This window comes from Streptomyces sp. CA-210063 (assembly GCF_024612015.1).
In the GTDB taxonomy this organism is placed as follows: Bacteria; Actinomycetota; Actinomycetes; order Streptomycetales; family Streptomycetaceae; genus Streptomyces.
Genome location: NZ_CP102512.1, coordinates 4,132,087 through 4,150,729, shown reverse-complemented (window position 1 = coordinate 4,150,729; position 18,643 = coordinate 4,132,087). Strand labels below are relative to the sequence as shown.

General features: G+C 69.6%; 14 protein-coding genes. 13 read left to right on the top strand and 1 reads right to left on the bottom strand.

The window, feature by feature from the left end:
* Positions 1–29: 29 nt before the first annotated feature.
* The 12 genes from nuoE to JIX56_RS17730 all read left to right on the top strand — a co-directional run bounded on the left by nuoE (position 30) and on the right by JIX56_RS17730 (position 15,788).
* Positions 30–860 carry an NADH-quinone oxidoreductase subunit NuoE gene (nuoE, locus tag JIX56_RS17785; protein WP_257550940.1) on the top strand — a complete coding sequence of 277 codons (831 nt, stop codon included), beginning with the start codon at positions 30–32 and terminating at the stop codon, positions 858–860.
* A complete protein-coding gene (gene nuoF, locus JIX56_RS17780; protein WP_257541880.1) occupies positions 857–2,215 on the top strand; it encodes an NADH-quinone oxidoreductase subunit NuoF in 1,359 nt (452 codons plus the stop codon). The genes nuoE and nuoF overlap by 4 nt, the downstream gene beginning before the upstream one ends.
* Positions 2,212–4,716 (top strand): NADH-quinone oxidoreductase subunit G, encoded by a 2,505-nt coding sequence (locus JIX56_RS17775; RefSeq protein WP_257541878.1) that lies wholly within the window; start codon positions 2,212–2,214, stop codon positions 4,714–4,716. The genes nuoF and JIX56_RS17775 overlap by 4 nt, the downstream gene beginning before the upstream one ends.
* Positions 4,713–6,074 carry an NADH-quinone oxidoreductase subunit NuoH gene (gene nuoH / locus JIX56_RS17770; RefSeq protein ID WP_257541876.1) on the top strand — a complete coding sequence of 454 codons (1,362 nt, stop codon included), beginning with the start codon at positions 4,713–4,715 and terminating at the stop codon, positions 6,072–6,074. The genes JIX56_RS17775 and nuoH overlap by 4 nt, the downstream gene beginning before the upstream one ends.
* Positions 6,067–6,708 (top strand): NADH-quinone oxidoreductase subunit NuoI, encoded by a 642-nt coding sequence (gene nuoI / locus JIX56_RS17765; protein WP_257541874.1) that lies wholly within the window; start codon positions 6,067–6,069, stop codon positions 6,706–6,708. Before nuoH ends, nuoI begins: the two co-directional genes overlap by 8 nt.
* Positions 6,705–7,556 (top strand): NADH-quinone oxidoreductase subunit J, encoded by an 852-nt coding sequence (locus JIX56_RS17760; RefSeq protein ID WP_257541873.1) that lies wholly within the window; start codon positions 6,705–6,707, stop codon positions 7,554–7,556. Before nuoI ends, JIX56_RS17760 begins: the two co-directional genes overlap by 4 nt.
* Positions 7,553–7,852, top strand: a complete 300-nt coding sequence (gene nuoK / locus JIX56_RS17755) for an NADH-quinone oxidoreductase subunit NuoK (RefSeq protein WP_009310327.1) — start codon at positions 7,553–7,555, stop codon at positions 7,850–7,852. The genes JIX56_RS17760 and nuoK overlap by 4 nt, the downstream gene beginning before the upstream one ends.
* A 15-nt stretch (positions 7,853–7,867) precedes the next feature.
* Positions 7,868–9,808, top strand: a complete 1,941-nt coding sequence (nuoL, locus tag JIX56_RS17750; RefSeq protein ID WP_257541871.1) for an NADH-quinone oxidoreductase subunit L — start codon at positions 7,868–7,870, stop codon at positions 9,806–9,808.
* Between the two features lie 5 nt (positions 9,809–9,813).
* A complete protein-coding gene (locus JIX56_RS17745) occupies positions 9,814–11,385 on the top strand; it encodes an NADH-quinone oxidoreductase subunit M (protein ID WP_257541869.1) in 1,572 nt (523 codons plus the stop codon).
* Complete coding sequence (gene nuoN, locus JIX56_RS17740; protein ID WP_257541867.1) at positions 11,382–13,031, top strand: NADH-quinone oxidoreductase subunit NuoN; 1,650 nt, start codon at positions 11,382–11,384, stop codon at positions 13,029–13,031. Before JIX56_RS17745 ends, nuoN begins: the two co-directional genes overlap by 4 nt.
* 210 nt (positions 13,032–13,241) lie before the next feature.
* A complete protein-coding gene (gene recQ / locus JIX56_RS17735) occupies positions 13,242–15,377 on the top strand; it encodes a DNA helicase RecQ (RefSeq protein ID WP_257541865.1) in 2,136 nt (711 codons plus the stop codon).
* A 24-nt stretch (positions 15,378–15,401) separates the two neighbouring features.
* Entirely contained in the window at positions 15,402–15,788 is a 387-nt protein-coding gene (locus JIX56_RS17730; protein ID WP_257541863.1) for a VOC family protein, read from the top strand.
* 38 nt (positions 15,789–15,826) lie between these two features.
* Here the strand turns inward: JIX56_RS17730 and fahA are convergent, their stop codons facing one another.
* Complete coding sequence (gene fahA / locus JIX56_RS17725; RefSeq protein ID WP_257541861.1) at positions 15,827–17,071, bottom strand: fumarylacetoacetase; 1,245 nt, start codon at positions 17,069–17,071, stop codon at positions 15,827–15,829.
* A gap of 192 nt (positions 17,072–17,263) precedes the next feature.
* Between fahA and JIX56_RS17720 the strand changes: the two genes are divergently transcribed.
* Positions 17,264–18,586, top strand: a complete 1,323-nt coding sequence (locus JIX56_RS17720) for a carboxylate--amine ligase (RefSeq protein ID WP_443031835.1) — start codon at positions 17,264–17,266, stop codon at positions 18,584–18,586.
* The last annotated feature ends 57 nt before the right edge of the window (positions 18,587–18,643 follow it).

Sequence of the window (18,643 nt, the reverse complement as noted above, 5' to 3'; positions counted from 1 at the left end):
CCACCACCCCCGAGGGCGTCAGCCTGGGCATGCCGCAACTGCCCGCGCCCGACTACCCGGACGACGTTCGAGCCCGGCTGGAGCGGGACGCCGCCCAGGTCGTCGCCCGCTACCCGGACTCCCGCTCCGCCCTCCTGCCGTTGCTGCATCTCGTGCAGTCGGAGGAGGGCCATGTCACCCGCACCGGCATGCGGTTCTGTGCCGAGGTGCTCGGCCTGACCACGGCCGAGGTCACCGCCGTCGCCACCTTCTACACCATGTACCGGCGCAAGCCATCCGGTGACTACCAGGTGGGCGTCTGCACCAACACCCTCTGCGCGGTGATGGGCGGCGACGCGATCTTCGAGGCGCTGCAGGACCACCTGGGCGTCGGCAACGGGGAGACCACCGGCGACGGCAAGGTCACCCTGGAGCACATCGAGTGCAACGCGGCCTGCGACTTCGCGCCGGTCGTGATGGTCAACTGGGAGTTCTTCGACAACCAGACCGTGGACAGCGCCAAGCGCCTCGTCGACGATCTGCGCGCGGGGGCCGAGGTCGAGCCGACGCGCGGGGCGCCGCTGTGCACCTTCAAGGACACCGCGCGGATCCTCGCCGGCTTCCCCGACGAGCGACCAGGGGCCGTCGAGGCGAGCGGCGGTGCGGGACCCGCCTCGCTGGTCGGCCTCCGTCTGGCAAGGGGAGAGGCCGCACCCGCGCGCGTGGTCCATCCGCGGGACGGCGGCCCGCACGACGAGCCGCACGACAAGGTGCACGAGCCGTCGCCCGCCGAACACCTCAGCTCGCACGACGCGCCGCACGACACGTCGGCCTCGGACCCGGCCCACCCGGCAGGGCCTACCGCCGAGGAGGGGGAGTGATGACGTTGGCACCCGAGATGAAGGGCACCAGCCCGGAGAAGCTGCTCGCACCCGTGCTGTCGGCCTTCTGGGACGAGGACAGGTCGTGGTCGCTGGACGTCTACCGGAGGCACGAGGGGTACGAGGGGCTGCGCAAGGCGCTGGCCATGTCACCGGACGACGTCATCGCGTACGTCAAGGAGTCCGGGTTGCGCGGCCGTGGCGGCGCGGGATTCCCGACAGGAATGAAATGGCAGTTCATTCCCCAGGGTGATGGAAAACCACATTATCTAGTTGTCAACGCCGACGAGTCGGAGCCCGGAACGTGCAAGGACATTCCGCTCCTCTTCGCGAACCCGCACAGCCTCATCGAGGGCATCGTCATCGCGTGCCATGCCATCAGGTCTTCGCATGCCTTCATCTATCTGCGTGGTGAAGTCGTCCCTGTTCTGCGGCGGTTGCACGAGGCCGTACGTGAGGCCTACGAGGCCGGCTTCCTGGGCGAGAACATCCTGGGCAGCGGACTCGACCTCCAGCTCACCGTGCACGCGGGCGCGGGCGCGTACATCTGCGGTGAGGAGACCGCGCTGCTCGACTCGCTCGAAGGCCGCCGTGGTCAACCGCGGCTTCGTCCCCCCTTCCCTGCTGTCGAGGGCCTCTATGCGTGCCCGACTGTCGTGAACAACGTCGAGTCGATCGCGTCGGTTCCCGCCATCCTGCACAAGGGCAAGGAATGGTTCAGGTCGATGGGCAGCGAGAAGTCTCCCGGCTTCACGCTCTACTCGCTCAGCGGCCATGTCGCCAGCCCCGGCCAGTACGAGGCCCCGCTCGGCATCACACTCCGTCAGCTCCTGGAGATGAGCGGCGGGATGCGCCCCGGGCATCGCCTCAAGTTCTGGACGCCGGGCGGCTCCTCGACCCCGATGTTCACCGACGAGCACCTCGACGTCCCTCTTGACTACGAGGGAGTGGGTGCCGCGGGTTCCATGCTCGGCACGAAAGCACTCCAGTGCTTCGACGAGACGACCTGCGTCGTACGGGCCGTCACCCGCTGGACCGAGTTCTACGCCCACGAGTCCTGCGGCAAGTGCACCCCCTGCCGCGAAGGCACGTACTGGCTGGTGCAGTTGCTGCGCGACATCGAGGCCGGCAAGGGCGTCATGAGCGACCTCGACAAGCTGAACGACATCGCCGACAACATCAACGGCAAGTCCTTCTGCGCCCTCGGCGACGGCGCCGCCTCGCCGATCTTCTCCTCCCTCAAGTACTTCCGCGCGGAGTACGAGGACCACATCACGGGCCGTGGCTGCCCGTTCGACCCGGCCAGGTCGACGGCCTGGGCCGACAAGGACAAGCACGCGGAGGTGAACGCATGACCGTGACCACCAGCGCTCCCTCCGGAGGCGGGGAGGCGGCGGTCCCGCCGGAGGATCTCGTCTCGCTGAAGATCGACGGCGTCGACATCAGCGTGCCCAAGGGCACCCTGGTGATCCGGGCCGCCGAACAGCTCGGCATCGAGATCCCCCGCTTCTGCGACCACCCCCTCCTCGACCCGGCCGGCGCCTGCCGCCAGTGCATCGTCGAGGTCGAGGGCCAGCGCAAGCCCATGGCGTCCTGCACGATCACCTGTACGGACGGGATGGTCGTCAAGACTCACCTCACCTCGCCGGTCGCGGAGAAGGCCCAGAAGGGTGTGATGGAGCTCCTGCTCATCAACCACCCTCTGGACTGCCCGGTCTGCGACAAGGGCGGCGAGTGCCCGCTGCAGAACCAGGCCATGTCGCACGGCCACAGCGAGTCCCGCTTCGAGGGCAGGAAGCGCACCTACGAGAAGCCCGTGCCGATCTCCACGCAGGTGCTGCTCGACCGTGAGCGGTGCGTGTTGTGCGCCCGCTGCACCCGGTTCTCCAACCAGGTCGCCGGCGACCCGATGATCGAGCTGGTCGAGCGGGGCGCGCTCCAGCAGGTCGGCACCGGTGAGGGCGACCCCTTCGAGTCGTACTTCTCCGGGAACACCATCCAGATCTGCCCGGTCGGCGCGCTGACCTCGGCGGCGTACCGATTCCGCTCCCGCCCCTTCGACCTCGTCTCCTCGCCGTCCGTCTGCGAGCACTGCTCCGGCGGCTGCGCGACCCGTACCGACCACCGGCGCGGCAAGGTCATGCGGCGCCTCGCCGGCGACGACCCCGAGGTCAACGAGGAGTGGATCTGTGACAAGGGGCGGTTCGCGTTCCGGTACGCGCAGCGACCGGACCGGCTGACCACCCCCCTCGTCCGCAACGCGGAGGGCGTTCTGGAGCCCGCGTCCTGGCCGGAGGCCCTGGAGGCCGCCGCCCAGGGGCTTCTCGCCGCACGCGGCCGGGCCGGTGTCCTGACCGGTGGCCGGCTCACCGTCGAGGACGCCTACGCGTACAGCAAGTTCGCGCGGGTGGCCCTCGACACGAACGACATCGACTTCCGCGCGCGCGTGCACAGCGGTGAGGAGGCCGACTTCCTGGCCGCCCGGGTCGCCGGACGCGGCCGTGACCTCGACGGTACGGGCGTCACGTACGCCTCCCTGGAGAAGGCACCCGCGGTCCTGCTGGTCGGGTTCGAGGCGGAGGAAGAGGCGCCCGGAGTCTTCCTCAGGCTCCGCAAGGCCTGGCGCAAGCACAAGCAGCAGGTGTTCTCGCTGGCCACCCACGCCACCCGGGGTCTGGAGAAGGCCGGCGGCACGCTGCTGCCCGCCGCGCCCGGCACCGAGACCGAGTGGCTGGACGCCCTCGCGAGCGGGTTCGGCCTGGAGGACGACGGCATCAAGGCCTCCGAGGCGCTGCGCACCGAGGGCGCGGTGATCGTCGTCGGGGAGCGGATCGCGGCCGTGCCGGGCGGACTCACCGCCGCCGTGCGGGCCGCGTCCCTGACCGGCGCGCGGCTGGTGTGGATCCCGCGGCGGGCCGGGGAGCGCGGCGCCGTCGAGGCGGGCGCGCTGCCGTCGGCGCTGCCGGGCGGGCGTCCGGCCACCGACCCGCGCGCACGCGCGGAGGTCGCCGCCGCCTGGGGGGTCGCCCAACTCCCGCCGCGGTACGGCCGGGACACCGGGCAGATCGTCGAGGCCGCCGCCACCGGAGAGCTCGGGGCCCTGGTGGTGGCGGGTGTGGAAGTCGCCGATCTGCCCGCTCCGTCGCGCGCGCGTGAGGCACTCTCCGCGGTGGGCTTCCTGGTGTCGCTCGAGCTGCGGCCCAGCGAGGTCACCGAGCGCGCGGACGTGGTGCTTCCGGTCGCGGCCGTCGCCGAGAAGGCGGGCACCTTCGTGAACTGGGAAGGTCGCGTACGGATGTTCGAGGCCGCGCTGAAGCCCGACCAGATGACGCGCCGGGTGGCACCCACCGACGGGCGGGTGCTCCAGATGCTGGCCGACGCCATGGACGTCCACCTGGGGCTGCCCGATCTGCGCACCACGCGCGCGGAGCTGGACCGGCTCGGGGCGTGGGACGGACCGAAGGCCTCCGAGCCGGGGGAGGTCGCGGCCGGACTGCCGCGCCCGGCCGCCGGGGAGGCCGTACTGGCCGGGCACCGGCTGCTGCTCGACCAGGGCCGCCTCCAGGACGGTGACGAGGCGCTCGCCGGGACGCGGCACGCCGCCCACGCGCGCGTGTCCGCCGCCACGGCCGCCGAGGCCGGCGTCAAGAACGGTGACGTCCTCGCGGTCACCGGCCCCGCCGGGGTCGTGGAACTGCCCCTGCGGATCACCGAGATGCCCGACCGCGTCGTCTGGCTGCCGCTGAACTCCACCGGCTCGGGCGTCGCCTCCGACACCGGGGCACTGCCCGGCGCACTCGTCCGTATCGGCCCCGCGACGCTCGCCGCCGAGGCCCCCGAGGAGGTGGAGGCATGAGCTTGTACCTCGCCGCTGAAGACCTCTCGATGTTCGGCCGCGACCCCTGGTGGCTGGTCGTCGTCAAGGCGGTGTTCTGCTTCGCCTTCCTGATGATCACCGTGCTGTTCTCCATCGTGTGGGAACGCAAGGTCGTGGCCTGGATGCAGCTGCGCATCGGCCCCAACCGGCACGGCCCCTGGGGCATGCTCCAGTCGCTCGCCGACGGCATCAAGCTGATGCTCAAGGAAGACGTCATCGTCAAACGCGCGGACAAGGTCGTCTACGTCCTCGCGCCGATCGTCGCGGCCGTCCCGGCCTTCATGGCGATCGCGGTGATCCCCTTCGGCCCGGCCGGCAACGAGATCTCGATCTTCGGCCAGCGCACCACGATGCAGCTCACCGACCTGCCGATCGCGATGCTCTACATCCTCGCGGTCGCCTCCGTCGGCATCTACGGCATCGTGCTGGCGGGTTGGAGTTCCGGATCCACCTACCCGCTGCTCGGCGGCCTCCGCTCCGCAGCGCAGATGATCTCCTACGAGATCGCGATGGGCGCCGCGTTCGCCTCGGTCTTCCTCTACTCGGGGTCGATGTCGACCTCGGCGATCGTGGAGGCGCAGCAGGACCGCTGGTACATCGTGCTGCTGCCGGTCTCGTTCGTGATCTACATCGTGACCATGGTCGGCGAGACCAACCGCGCCCCCTTCGACATGCCGGAGTCCGAGGGCGACCTGGTCGGCGGCTTCAACACCGAGTACTCGTCGATCAAGTTCGCGATGTTCATGCTCGCCGAGTACGTCAACATGGTGACCGTCTCGGCCGTGTCGGTGACGCTGTTCCTCGGAGGCTGGCGGGCTCCCTGGCCCGTCAGCACCTTCTGGGAGGGCGCCAACCACGGCTGGTGGCCGATGCTCTGGTTCGTGGTGAAGGTGCAGCTGCTGCTGTTCTTCTTCATCTGGCTGCGCGGCACACTCCCGCGCGTCCGCTACGACCAGCTGATGAAGCTCGGCTGGAAGGTCCTCCTCCCGGTCTCCGTGGTCTGGCTGATGCTCGTCGCGACGGTACGGACCCTCCGGAACGAGAACTACGACTTCGCCGAGATCGCGCTGTACGTGGCCGGCGCCGTCATCGTGCTGTTCCTCCTGTCGGTCGTCGCGGACATGTTCCGCGACCGGCGCGAGGCACAGGACCAGCCCGCCGAACCGGCCGCCTTCGACCCGATGGCCGGCGGATTCCCGGTACCGCCCCTGCCCGGACAGACCCTCCCGCCGGTGCCGCGCAGGCGTCCGCGACGGGAGCGGGAGCTGATTGTCAGTGGTGGGTCCGATACTGACAGTGACGGATCTTCGAATGGGAAGGAGGCGTCCGATGGCTGAGGAGCCGAAGGAGACCAAGCCGGGTTTCCAGAACCCCGTCGCCGGCTTTGGCGTGACCTTCAAGGCCATGTTCAAGAAGCGGCTGACCGAGCAGTATCCGGAGCAGCAGAAGACCACGGCCCCGCGGTTCCACGGTCGGCACCAGCTCAACCGCCATCCGGACGGCCTGGAGAAGTGCGTCGGCTGCGAGCTGTGCGCCTGGGCCTGTCCCGCCGACGCCATCTATGTGGAGGGCGCCGACAACACGGACGAGGAGCGCTACTCCCCGGGCGAGCGGTACGGCCGCGTCTACCAGATCAACTACGCCCGCTGCATCCTGTGCGGCCTGTGCATCGAGGCATGCCCCACGCGCGCGTTGACGATGACCAACGAGTTCGAGCTGGCCGACTCCAGCCGCGCCAACCTCATCTACACCAAGGAGCAGCTGCTCGCCGGTCTCGAGGAGGGCATGGTCGACACACCCCACTCGATCTTCCCGGGCACGGACGAGCAGGACTACTACCGGGGGCTGGTCACCGAGGCCGCGCCCGGTACGGAGCGCCAGGTGGCCCTCTCCAAGGGCGAGGTGCCCCAGGAGGCCGCCTCCACCTTCGGTGAGGACGAGCCGGCGTCGGAGAAGGTGATCCGCCGATGACGCAGCAACTCGCCGCCGCAGCCACTCTTTCCGCCGGCACCTCCACCGGTGAGGCCTTCCAGTTCTGGGTGCTCGGCACGATCGCCGTGATCGGCGCCCTGTGCACCGTCTTCATGAAGAGGGCCGTGCACAGCGCGCTCTGCCTCGCCGGCACCATGATCATCCTGGCCGTGTTCTACCTGGCCAACGGTGCCTACTTCCTGGGCGTCGTGCAGATCGTCGTCTACACCGGCGCGATCATGATGCTGTTCCTGTTCGTGGTGATGCTCGTCGGCGTCACCGCGGCGGACTCCCTGAAGGAGACCATCAAGGGCCAGCGCTGGCTGGCCCTGCTGTGTGGCCTCGGCTTCGGCATCCTGCTGACCGCCGGCATCGGCAACGCGGCCCTGACGGAGTTCAACGGCCTCGGCCAGGCCAACGCGGGCGGCAATGTGGAGGGCCTCGCGGCCCTGATCTTCACCGACTACGTGTTCGCCTTCGAGCTCACCGGCGCCCTGCTGATCACGGCCGCCGTCGGCGCCATGGTCCTCACCCACCGCGAGCGCACCGAGCGCGCCAAGACCCAGCGGGAGCTGGCCGAAGAGCGCGTACGCGAGGGCAAGCACCTCCCGCCGCTGCCGGCCCCCGGCGTGTACGCCCGGCACAACGCGGTCGACATCGCGGGCCTGCTGCCCGACGGCACCCCGTCCGACCTGACCGTCAGCAAGACACTGCGCGACCGGGGCCAGATCCGCGACGTGTCGACCGAGGCGCTCAACGACCTCAAGGCACTGGAACAGCGCGCCGAGGACCGCCTGGAGCGCTCGAACAGCGGACGCAGCGGGAAGAGCGGGGAGGCATCGAAGTGAATCCCGTCAACTACCTGTATCTCGCCGCACTGTTGTTCACGATCGGCGCCACCGGCGTCCTGATCAGGCGGAACGCGATCGTGGTGTTCATGTGCGTCGAGCTGATGCTCAACGCCTGCAACCTCGCCCTGGTCGCCTTCTCCCGGATGCACGGCAATCTCGACGGCCAGATCATCGCCTTCTTCACGATGGTCGTCGCCGCCGCGGAGGTCGTGGTCGGACTCGCGATCATCGTGTCGCTGTTCCGGTCCCGCCACTCGGCCTCGGTCGACGACGCCAGCCTGATGAAGCTGTAAGGGGTCGGAAGAATCGTGGAGAACCTGATTGCGCTGCTGGTGGCGGCGCCCCTGCTCGGAGCGGCCGTCCTGCTGTGCGGCGGCCGGCGCCTCGACGCCGTCGGCCACCACATCGGCACGGCCCTCGCCGCCGCCTCCTTCGTCATCGGCGTCGTCCTCTTCGCCGACATGGCCGGCAAGGACGCCGAACACCGCGAGATCGGCCAGCACCTGTTCAGCTGGGTGCCCGTCGAGGGCTTCCAGGCGGACGTCGCCTTCCAGCTCGACCAGCTGTCGATGGCGTTCGTCCTGCTGATCACCGGAGTCGGCTCGCTCATCCATGTGTACTCGATCGGGTACATGGAGCACGACGAGCGCCGACGCCGCTTCTTCGGCTATCTGAACCTGTTCCTCGCGGCGATGCTGCTGCTCGTCCTCGCCGACAACTACCTGCTGCTGTACGTCGGCTGGGAGGGCGTCGGCCTCGCCTCCTACCTGCTGATCGGCTTCTGGCAGCACAAGCCCAGCGCCGCCACCGCCGCGAAGAAGGCCTTCCTGGTCAACCGCGTCGGCGACGTGGGCCTGTCCATCGCCATCATGCTGATGTTCACCACCTTCGGGACCTTCGCCTTCGGGCCGGTCCTGGAGGCCACGGGTGAGACCGGCGAGGGCACGCTCACCGCCATCGCGCTGATGCTGCTGCTCGCCGCCTGCGGCAAGTCCGCCCAGGTGCCGCTGCAGTCCTGGCTCGGGGACGCGATGGAGGGCCCGACCCCGGTCTCGGCCCTCATCCACGCCGCGACCATGGTCACCGCGGGCGTCTATCTGATCGTCCGCTCCGCCGACATCTTCAACGCCTCGCCGGACGCCCAGCTCGTCACCACCGTGGTTGGCGCGGTCACGCTCCTCTTCGGTGCGATCGTCGGTTGCGCGAAGGACGACATCAAGAAGGCCCTCGCCGGATCGACGATGTCCCAGATCGGCTACATGGTGCTGGCCGCGGGCCTCGGCCCCATCGGCTATGTCTTCGCGATCATGCACCTGGTGACGCACGGCTTCTTCAAGGCCGGCCTGTTCCTCGGCGCCGGCTCGGTCATGCACGGTATGAACGACGAGGTCGACATGCGCAAGTACGGCGGCCTCCGCAAGTACATGCCGGTCACCTTCGTCACCTTCGGCCTCGGCTACCTCGCCATCATCGGCTTCCCCGGTCTGTCCGGCTTCTTCTCCAAGGACAAGATCATCGAGGCGGCCTTCGCCAAGGGCGGCACCGAGGGCTGGATCCTCGGCAGTGTGGCCCTGCTGGGCGCGGCCATCACCGCGTACTACATGACGCGCGTGATGCTGATGACGTTCTTCGGTGAGGAGCGGTGGCGGCCGGCTCCCGATCCGGACAAGGCGCCGAGTGTCGAGCCCGGCATCGAGGTGCACCCCGGCGAGATGCCGCACCCGCACGAGTCGCCCAAGGTCATGACGATCCCCATGATCGTGCTGGCCGTCGGATCGGTCTTCGGCGGCGCCTACTTCAGCATCGGCGACCGGTTCATCCACTGGCTGGAGCCCGTCACCGACCACGCGCACGGGCACCCGCCGATCAGCGCGCTGACGGTCACGATCTCCACCGTCGCCGTGATGGTCATCGGCGTCGGCCTCGCCTGGCTCCAGTACGGGCGCCGGCCCGTCCCCGTCGTCGCCCCGCGCGGGTCGCTGCTCACCCGGGCCGCCCGGCGGGACCTCCTCCAGGACGACTTCAACCACGTCGTGCTCGTACGCGGCGGAGAGCACCTCACGCGCTCCCTCGTGTACGTCGACCACACCCTGGTCGACGGCGTCGTCAACGGCACGGCGGCCACCATGGGCGGCCTCTCCGGCCGGCTGCGCCGCATCCAGAACGGCTATGCACGGTCGTACGCGGTCTCGATGTTCGGCGGCGCTGCGATCCTCATCGCCGCGACCCTGCTGATGAGGGCGGTCTGATACCGATGTCCTTTCCTCTGCTGACAGCGACGGCGGTGCTCCCGGCCCTCGGGGCGATCGCCACGGCCGCCGTACCGGCCGCGCGGCGCGAGGCCGCGAAATGGCTGGCGCTGATCGTCTCGCTGGCCACCCTCGTGCTGGCCGTGATCGTCCTGGTCCGCTTCGACCCGGACGGCGACCGCTACCAACTGACCGAGTCCCACGCCTGGATCGCGGACTTCGGGGTGCGGTACGAGCTGGGCGTGGACGGCATCGGGGTGGCGCTCGTCGCGCTCACCGCCCTGCTGATCCCGTTCATCATCCTCGCGGGCTGGCACGACGCCGACCCGCTGGAGACCGGCAACAAGAGGTGGCGGCCCACTCAGGGCTTCTTCGCCCTGATCCTGGCCGTCGAGGCGATGGTGATCATCTCCTTCGAGGCCACCGACGTCTTCCTCTTCTACATCTTCTTCGAAGCCATGCTCATCCCGATGTACTTCCTCATCGGCGGCTTCGGGGACCGGGCCCACGAACACGGCGAGGAGACGGCGTCCACGCAACGCTCGTACGCCGCCGTGAAGTTCCTCCTCTACAACCTGGTCGGCGGCCTGATCATGCTGGCCGCGGTGATCGGCCTGTACGTCGTCGCCGGGAACTTCTCGCTCCAGGAGATCACCGAAGCCCGCGCCAACGGCTCGTTGGAGATGGCGACCAGCACCGAGCGGTGGCTGTTCCTCGGCTTCTTCTTCGCCTTCGCGGTGAAGGCGCCCCTGTGGCCGCTGCACACCTGGTTGCCCAACGCCATGCAGGAGTCCACCGCCCCGGTCGCCGTCCTCATCACGGCGGTCGTCGACAAGGTCGGCACCTTCGCGATGCTCCGCTTCTGCCTCGGGCTGTTCCCGGAGGCCAGCAAGTGGGCGACGCCCGCGATCCTCGTCCTGGCCCTCATCAGCATCATCTACGGGGCACTGCTCGCGGTCGGCCAGCGGGACATCAAGCGGCTGGTGGCGTACGCGTCGATCTCGCACTTCGGGTTCATCATCCTGGGCATCTTCGCGATGACCAGCCAGGGCCAGTCCGGCGCGACGCTCTACATGGTCAACCACGGGATCTCGACGGCCGCCCTGATGCTGGTGGCGGGATTCCTGATCTCGCGGCGCGGATCCCGGCTCATCGCCGACTACGGAGGCGTGCAGAAGGTCGCGCCGGTGCTCGCCGGCACGTTCCTGATCGGCGGCCTCGCGACGCTGTCGCTGCCGGGCCTCGCCCCGTTCGTCAGTGAGTTCCTGGTCCTGGTCGGCACGTTCGCGCGCTACCCGGTGATCGGGATCATCGCCACCGTCGGCATCGTCCTCGCCGCGCTCTACGTCCTCGTCCTCTACCAGCGGACGATGACGGGCCCGGTGAAGGCCGAGGTCGAGGGGATGCCCGACCTGAGGGTGCGGGAACTCGTGGTGGTCGCCCCGCTGGTCGTGCTGCTGATCTTCCTGGGCGTCTATCCGAAGCCGGTCACCGACATCGTCAACCCGGCGGTCGAGCACACCATGTCCGACGTGAAGCAGAAGGACCCCCAGCCCGAGGTGGAGGCCGCCAAGTGAGCGCATCAGCCGTCCACAGCCTGTGGACAACCGCGGCCGACCCGATCACGAAGATCGACGCGCCGAAGATCGAATACGGTCAATTGTCGCCCACTCTGATCGTCATCGGGGCGGCGATCATCGGGGTGCTTGTCGAGGCCTTCGTGCCGCGCAGGTCCCGCTACTACGCCCAGGTGTTCGTCTCCGTCGTCGCCCTGGCGGCCGCCTTCGCCGCGGTCGTCGCCCTCGCGGCGGGCGGATACGGCACCACGAAGGCCGGAATCGCCGCGATGGGCGCCATCGCCGTGGACGGACCGGCCCTGTTCCTCCAGGGCACGATCCTCCTGGCCGGCATCCTCGGCGTCTTCACCTTCGCCGAGCGACGCCTCGACCCGGCCGCGCACGGCAACCGGGTCGACTCCTTCGCCGCGCAGGCCGCGTCGGTGCCCGGCAGCGACAGCGAGAAGGCCGCGGTGAAGGCCGGGTTCACCACCACCGAGGTGTTCCCGCTGCTGCTCTTCGCGATCGGCGGCATGCTGATCTTCCCGGCGGCCAACGACCTGCTGACTCTGTTCATCGCCCTGGAAGTCTTCTCGCTCCCGCTCTACCTGCTGTGTGCCGTGGCCCGCCGCAAGCGGCTCATGTCGCAGGAGGCCGCGGTCAAGTACTTCCTGCTCGGCGCCTTCGCCTCCGCCTTCACCCTCTTCGGCATCGCCCTGCTGTACGGCTACGCGGGCTCGGTGAAGTACGCGACGATCGCCCAGGTCGTCGACGGCACCATCGCAGAGATCAACCCCGCCCTCGCCGGCACCATGGGCAACGACGTGCTGCTCCTCATCGGCGCCGCCATGGTCGTCATGGGCCTGCTGTTCAAGGTCGGCGCGGTGCCGTTCCACATGTGGACACCGGATGTGTACCAGGGCGCGCCCACGCCGGTCACCGGGTTCATGGCGGCGGCCACGAAGGTGGCGGCGTTCGGCGCGCTGCTGCGCCTGCTCTACGTCGTCCTGCCCGGTCTGCGCTGGGACTGGCGGCCGGTCATGTGGGCCGTCGCCATCGTCACCATGCTGGGCGGCGCGATCGTCGCCATCACCCAGACCGACATCAAGCGGCTGCTCGCCTACTCGTCGATCGCCCACGCCGGCTTCATCCTCGCCGGTGTCATCGCGGCCTCGCCCGACGGCGTCTCGTCCGTGCTGTTCTACCTGGGTGCCTACTCGTTCGTGACGATCGGCGCGTTCGCCGTGGTGACCCTCGTGCGGGACGCGGGCGGCGAGGCGACGCATCTGTCCAAGTGGGCCGGGCTCGGGCGCAGGTCACCGCTGGTGGCGGCCGTGTTCGCGGTCTTCCTGCTGGCCTTCGCGGGCATTCCGCTGACCTCCGGGTTCGCCGGGAAGTTCGCCGTGTTCAAGGCGGCGGCGGAGGGCGGCGCGGGCGCGATCGTCGTGGTCGGTGTGATCTCGTCGGCCATCGCCGCGTTCTTCTACATCCGCGTCATCGTGCTCATGTTCTTCAGCGAGCCGCGGCCCGAGGGGCCGACCGTCGCCGTGCCGTCGCCGCTGACCATGACCGCGATCGGGGTCGGCGTGGCCGTCACGCTGGTGCTCGGTGTCGCGCCGCAGTACTTCCTGGATCTGGCGGGGCAGGCGGGAGTGTTCGTCCGCTGACGCTCCACCCCGCCCGCGGATTCGACGGGACCCGGTCTCCTCCTTGGGGGCCGGGTCCCGCCGTATGCGCCGGTCGCTGAGTGTGGGCGCGGCGGAACCCGCACGGGTGGAGCCTGTGGATAACTCTGAGGCTGTCGGTGCGGGCGCCTATGGTGGCAAGGGCTGGAGGAAGCACGGGCGGCACAGGACGTACGGCGCGGGGGACGGGCGATGATCGGGACGGGCGGGACGAGTGTGATGGCGGACGAGGGCAGGACAGCCGGGCCGGGAGCGGGCGGGGCGGCTCCGGGGCCGGGCGGGGCCGTGGGCGCGGGACGCGGGGCGGAGAGCGAGGCGCTGGCCGTGCTCCACCGGGTCTTCGGGTACGACGCCTTCCGGGGCGAGCAGGAAGCGGTCATCGAGCATGTGGTCGCGGGCGGGGACGCCGTCGTGCTCATGCCGACCGGCGGCGGCAAGTCCCTCTGCTATCAGATTCCGTCCCTGGTCAGACCAGGTACGGGCATTGTGGTCTCCCCCTTGATCGCACTGATGCAGGACCAGGTGGACGCGCTGCGGGCGCTGGGCGTGCGCGCAGGGTTCATGAACTCCACGCAGGACTTCGACGAGCGGCGGGTGGTCGAGGCGGAGTTCCTCGCGGGGGAGCTCGACCTGCTGTATCTCGCGCCGGAGCGGCTGCGGCTCGACGCCACGCTCGATCTGCTCGGACGCGGCAAGATCTCCGTGTTCGCGATCGACGAGGCGCACTGCGTGTCCCAGTGGGGACACGACTTCCGGCCCGACTACCTGTCTTTGTCCCTGCTGGGCGAGCGCTGGCCGGACGTGCCGCGCATCGCGCTCACGGCCACCGCCACCCACGCCACGCACCGGGAGATCACCGAGCGGCTGGCCATGCCCCGGGCCCGGCACTTCGAGGCCAGCTTCGACCGGCCCAACATCCAGTACCGGATCGTGCCCAAGGCCGACCCGAAGAAGCAGCTCCTGTCCTTCCTGCGCCAGGAGCACCCCGGCGACGCGGGCATCGTCTACTGCCTGTCCCGCAACTCCGTCGAACGGACGGCGGAATTCCTGAGCAAGAACGGCGTCGAGGCGGTGCCGTACCACGCGGGCCTCGACGCGGGCACCCGCGCGGCACACCAGTCGCGGTTCCTGCGGGAGGAAGGGCTCGTGGTCGTCGCCACGATCGCCTTCGGCATGGGCATCGACAAGCCCGACGTACGGTTCGTCGCGCACCTGGACCTGCCGAAGTCGGTGGAGGGCTACTACCAGGAGACTGGCCGCGCCGGCCGCGACGGCCTGCCCTCCACGGCCTGGATGGCGTACGGCCTGAACGACGTCATACAGCAGCGGAAGATGATCCAGGGCAGTGAGGGCGACGAGGCGTTCCGCCGCCGGGCCGCCAGCCATCTGGACGCGATGCTGGCGCTCTGCGAGACCGCCCAGTGCCGGCGCGGCCAGCTGCTCCAGTACTTCGGTCAGGAACCGCAGGCCGAGGGCTGCGGCAACTGCGACACCTGCCTCGTACCGCCGGAGACCTGGGACGGCACCGTCGCCGCGCAGAAGGTCCTCTCCACGGTGGTGCGGTTGCAGCGGGAGCGCGGGCAGAAGTTCGGCGCCGTGCAGATCGTCGACATCCTGATGGGGCGGCGGACCGCGAAGGTCATCCAGTTCGACCACGACCAGCTGTCCGTCTTCGGTATCGGCGAGGAGCTGGCCGAGGGTGAATGGCGGGGGGTGGTGCGGCAGTTGCTCGCTCAGGGGCTCCTCGCGGTCGAGGGCGAGTACGGCACGCTCGTGCTCACCGAGGAGAGCGGGGCGGTGCTGCGGCGGGAGCGGGAGGTGCCGCTGCGCAAGGAGCCGAAGAAGCCGGTGACCTCGCGGTCGGCGGCGGGCGGCTCGGGTTCCTCGGGCTCCGGCCGGGGCGACCGCAAGGCCAAGGCGGCCGCCGTCGAACTGTCGGACGAGCTGGTCCCCGTCTTCGAGGCCCTGCGCGCCTGGCGCGCCGAACAGGCCCGCGAACAGGGCGTCCCCGCCTACGTCATCTTCCACGACGCCACCCTTCGCGAGATCGCGGCCACGGCTCCCACCTCCGTCGCCGAGCTCGGCACCATCAGCGGCATCGGCGAGAAGAAGCTCGCGACGTACGGGGAGGGCGTACTGGGGGTGCTCGCTTCGCTGGGCGGGGCTCCCGGTGGGGCGTCGGGCTCGGGGTCGGCGTCGGGACCGGCATGGGAAGAGGCGAGCGGGGACACCTCGGCCCCGGCGTCGCCGGGGCCGACGGGTGACGCGGCCGAGGACTTCGACTGGACCGATGTGGAGCCGGAGCCCGAGCACGATGACTGGGCGTAGAACTCCGAACGAAAGGCGCACCCCATGAAGATCCACCTGTCCAGTGTCTTCGTCGACGACCAGGAGAAGGCGCTGCGTTTCTATACCGATGTGCTGGGCTTCGTGAAGAAGCACGACGTCCCGATCGGCGAGGACCGGTGGCTGACCGTGGTCTCGCCGGAGGATCCCGACGGAACCGAGCTGCTGCTGGAGCCCTCCGGCCATCGCGCGGTGCAGCCGTACAAGACCGCGCTCGTCGAGGACGGCATCCCGGCCACCTCCTTCGCCGTGGACGACGTACAGGCGGAGTTCGACCGGCTGCGCGGACTCGGCGTGCGCTTCACCCAGGAGCCGCTGGAGATGGGCCCGGTCACCACCGCGGTCCTGGACGACACCTGCGGCAACCTGATCCAGATCGTGCACAGCGAGTGAGTTGATCGCACGCTCGAGGTGTCGCGTCCCTCGGCGGGCTAGCCCCGGGGCACAACCCTGCCCGTGACCTCGCCCAGGCCCACCTTCGTTCCGGTCGGTCCCGGGGCCCATGCGGTGATCGTCACCTCGTCGCCGTCCTCCAGGAACGTGCGTGTGCCGGTGGGGAGGTCGAGGGGGTCGCGGGCGTTCCAGGTGAGTTCCAGGAGGGAGCCGCGTTGGGTGGGGGAGGGGCCGCTGACCGTGCCGGAGCCGTAGAGGTCGCCGGTGCGGAGGGAGGCGCCGTTGACGGTCATGTGGGCCAGTTGCTGGGCGGCGGTCCAGTACATCGTGGAGAAGGGCGGCTCGGAGACGACGTGGCCGTTGATGGCGACGGTGAGGTGGAGGTCGTAGCCGCCGGGGTCGACGTCGGGGGCTGAGTCGTCCAGGTAGGGGAGGAGGGCGTGGGTACGGTCCGGCGGGGACACGCGGGCCTCGTCCAGGGCGTCCAGGGGCGTGATCCAGGCCGAGATCGAGGTGGCGAAGGACTTGCCGAGGAAGGGGCCCAGAGGGACGTACTCCCAGGCCTGGAGATCGCGGGCGGACCAGTCGTTGAGGAGGCAGAGCCCGAAGACATGGTCCCGGAAGTCGCCCAACGCTACCGGGTGACCCATCGGGGACGGCACGCCCACCACGAAACCGACCTCGGCCTCGATGTCCAGGCGGACGGACGGGCCGAACACGGGCGCCGGGTCGGACGGGGCCTTGCGCTGGCCGGCCGGCCGCACCACCTCGGTGCCGGAGACGACAACCGTGCCGGATCGGCCGTGGTAACCGATCGGCAGATGCTTCCAGTTGGGGGTCAGCGGGTCGGGAGAGTCGGGGCGGAAGATCTTGCCCACGTTCCGGGCGTGGTTCTCCGAGGCGTAGAAGTCGACGTAGTCCGAGACCTCGAAGGGGAGATGGAGGGTCACCGAGGAGAGGGGGCGGAAGTGCGGCGCGATCGTCTCCCGGTGCGAGGGGACCGTCAGCCAGGCCGTCAACGCCCGGCGGATGTCCGACCAGGCCGTGCGCCCCGCCGCCAGCAGGGGGTTGAGGGTGGGGTGGGCCAGAAGCGCGGCGTACGGGGAGCCGAGCGCGGACGCGGCCGCGGCGGCGTCCAGGACATGGTCGCCGAGGCGGACGCCCACCGTGCGTGCGTCGGAGCCGGGGGGCGAGAAGACGCCGTAGGGGAGGTTGTGCGGACCGAAGGGGTGGCCCTCGGGGACGTCGAAGGGATCGCCTTCGGGGACATCGAAGGGGGGCATCGGGCGCTGCCTCGCTCTCGTGCGTTCCGTCGTACCTCTGGTCGCGGCACACGTTACGGGGCGGTGACGAGATCGGGGAGTGTCTAAAGAGTTCGTAATGTCCTGATAGGGGAGGGTCGGAGTGGAAGGTTCCGGCTTAGCGTCCTGTGGGGGACGCGGACGGGGTGGGTCCGGGTCCGGTAGGGGGGACACGTGGGGGGACCCGTGGCCAGGGGTTCTTGGGCTGCGCCGGTACCGGTGGACCGGGGCGTTCCTGGGCTCGTCGTGAAGTTCGGTGACTATCCGCTGCACCATGGTGGGGTCGGAGCCATCCGCAGCCTGGGGCGGCTCGGGGTGCCGATGTATGCGATCACGGAGGACCGTTGCACACCGGCCGCCGTCTCGCGCTATCTGCGGCGGGCCTTCGTGTGGCCGACGACCGGGACGGAGGAGCCCGAGTGGTTGGTGGACAGACTGCTGGGCATCGGGCGGGAGATCGGGCGGCCGACTGTTCTCATTCCGACGGATGAGGAGGCGGCGGTTCTCATCGCCGAGCATCAGGAGGAGCTGGGGGAGCGATTTCTCTTTCCTCGCGTCGACGGGACGTTGCCCCGGCGGCTCGCCAGCAAAAAGGGGCTCCATGAACTGTGTGGGGAGCACGGGATTTCCAGTCCCGTGAGTTCCTTTCCGCAGTCGTACGACGATGTCGAGCGGTTCGCGGAACGGGCTCGCTTTCCCGTGGTGGCCAAGAACCGGGAGGCGTTCGAGCGGCGCCGGCAGCCCGCGGTGAACGGCACGACGAGGATCGCCGACCGGGAAGGGCTGTTGCGGCTCGCCCGGGGATGGGGCGAGCGGCCCGGGGTGATTCTCCAGGAGTATCTGCCCCGGGAGGACGCCGAGGACTGGATCGTGCACGCGTACTTCGACGCGGACTCGACACCGCTGGCGATGTTCACCGGGGTGAAGGTGCGGTCGTGGCCGCCGCATGCGGGGATGACGGCCAACGCGTATGTCGTCGACAATCCGGAACTCGCGGACATCGCCGCGCGGTTCATCAAACAGATCGGATTCAGTGGCGTCATCGACCTCGATCTGCGGTTCGACCGGCGGGACGGGCAGTACAAGCTGCTCGATTTCAATCCGCGGATGGGCGCGCAGTTCCGGCTCTTCGAGAACGAGGCCGGGATCGACGTCGTGCGCGCCATGCATCTCGATCTGACCGGGCGTTCGGTGCCGGAGGGGGAGCAGCTCGCCGGACGTCGGTACATCGTGGAGAACATCGATCTGCCGGCCCTGCTCGCCTACCGGCGCAGCGGGTACACCACGCCGCACGCGCCGGCTCGCGCGAGCGGTACGGAGCTGGCGTGGTTCGCGGGTGACGACCCGCTGCCGTTCCTCACGATGCTGGCGCGCTTCGTACGGCCGGGTGCGAGGCATCTCTATCAGCTGTGGCGGACCAGTCGGACCAGTCGGATCGGCCGGACGGGTCGGACCAGCCGGATCGGTCGTCCCGGCACCACCCATGTGCGTCCCTAGACGGGCGACGCCCATGCGGTGATCGCGTGAAACCCACGAAGTAGGCATATCGCGTCC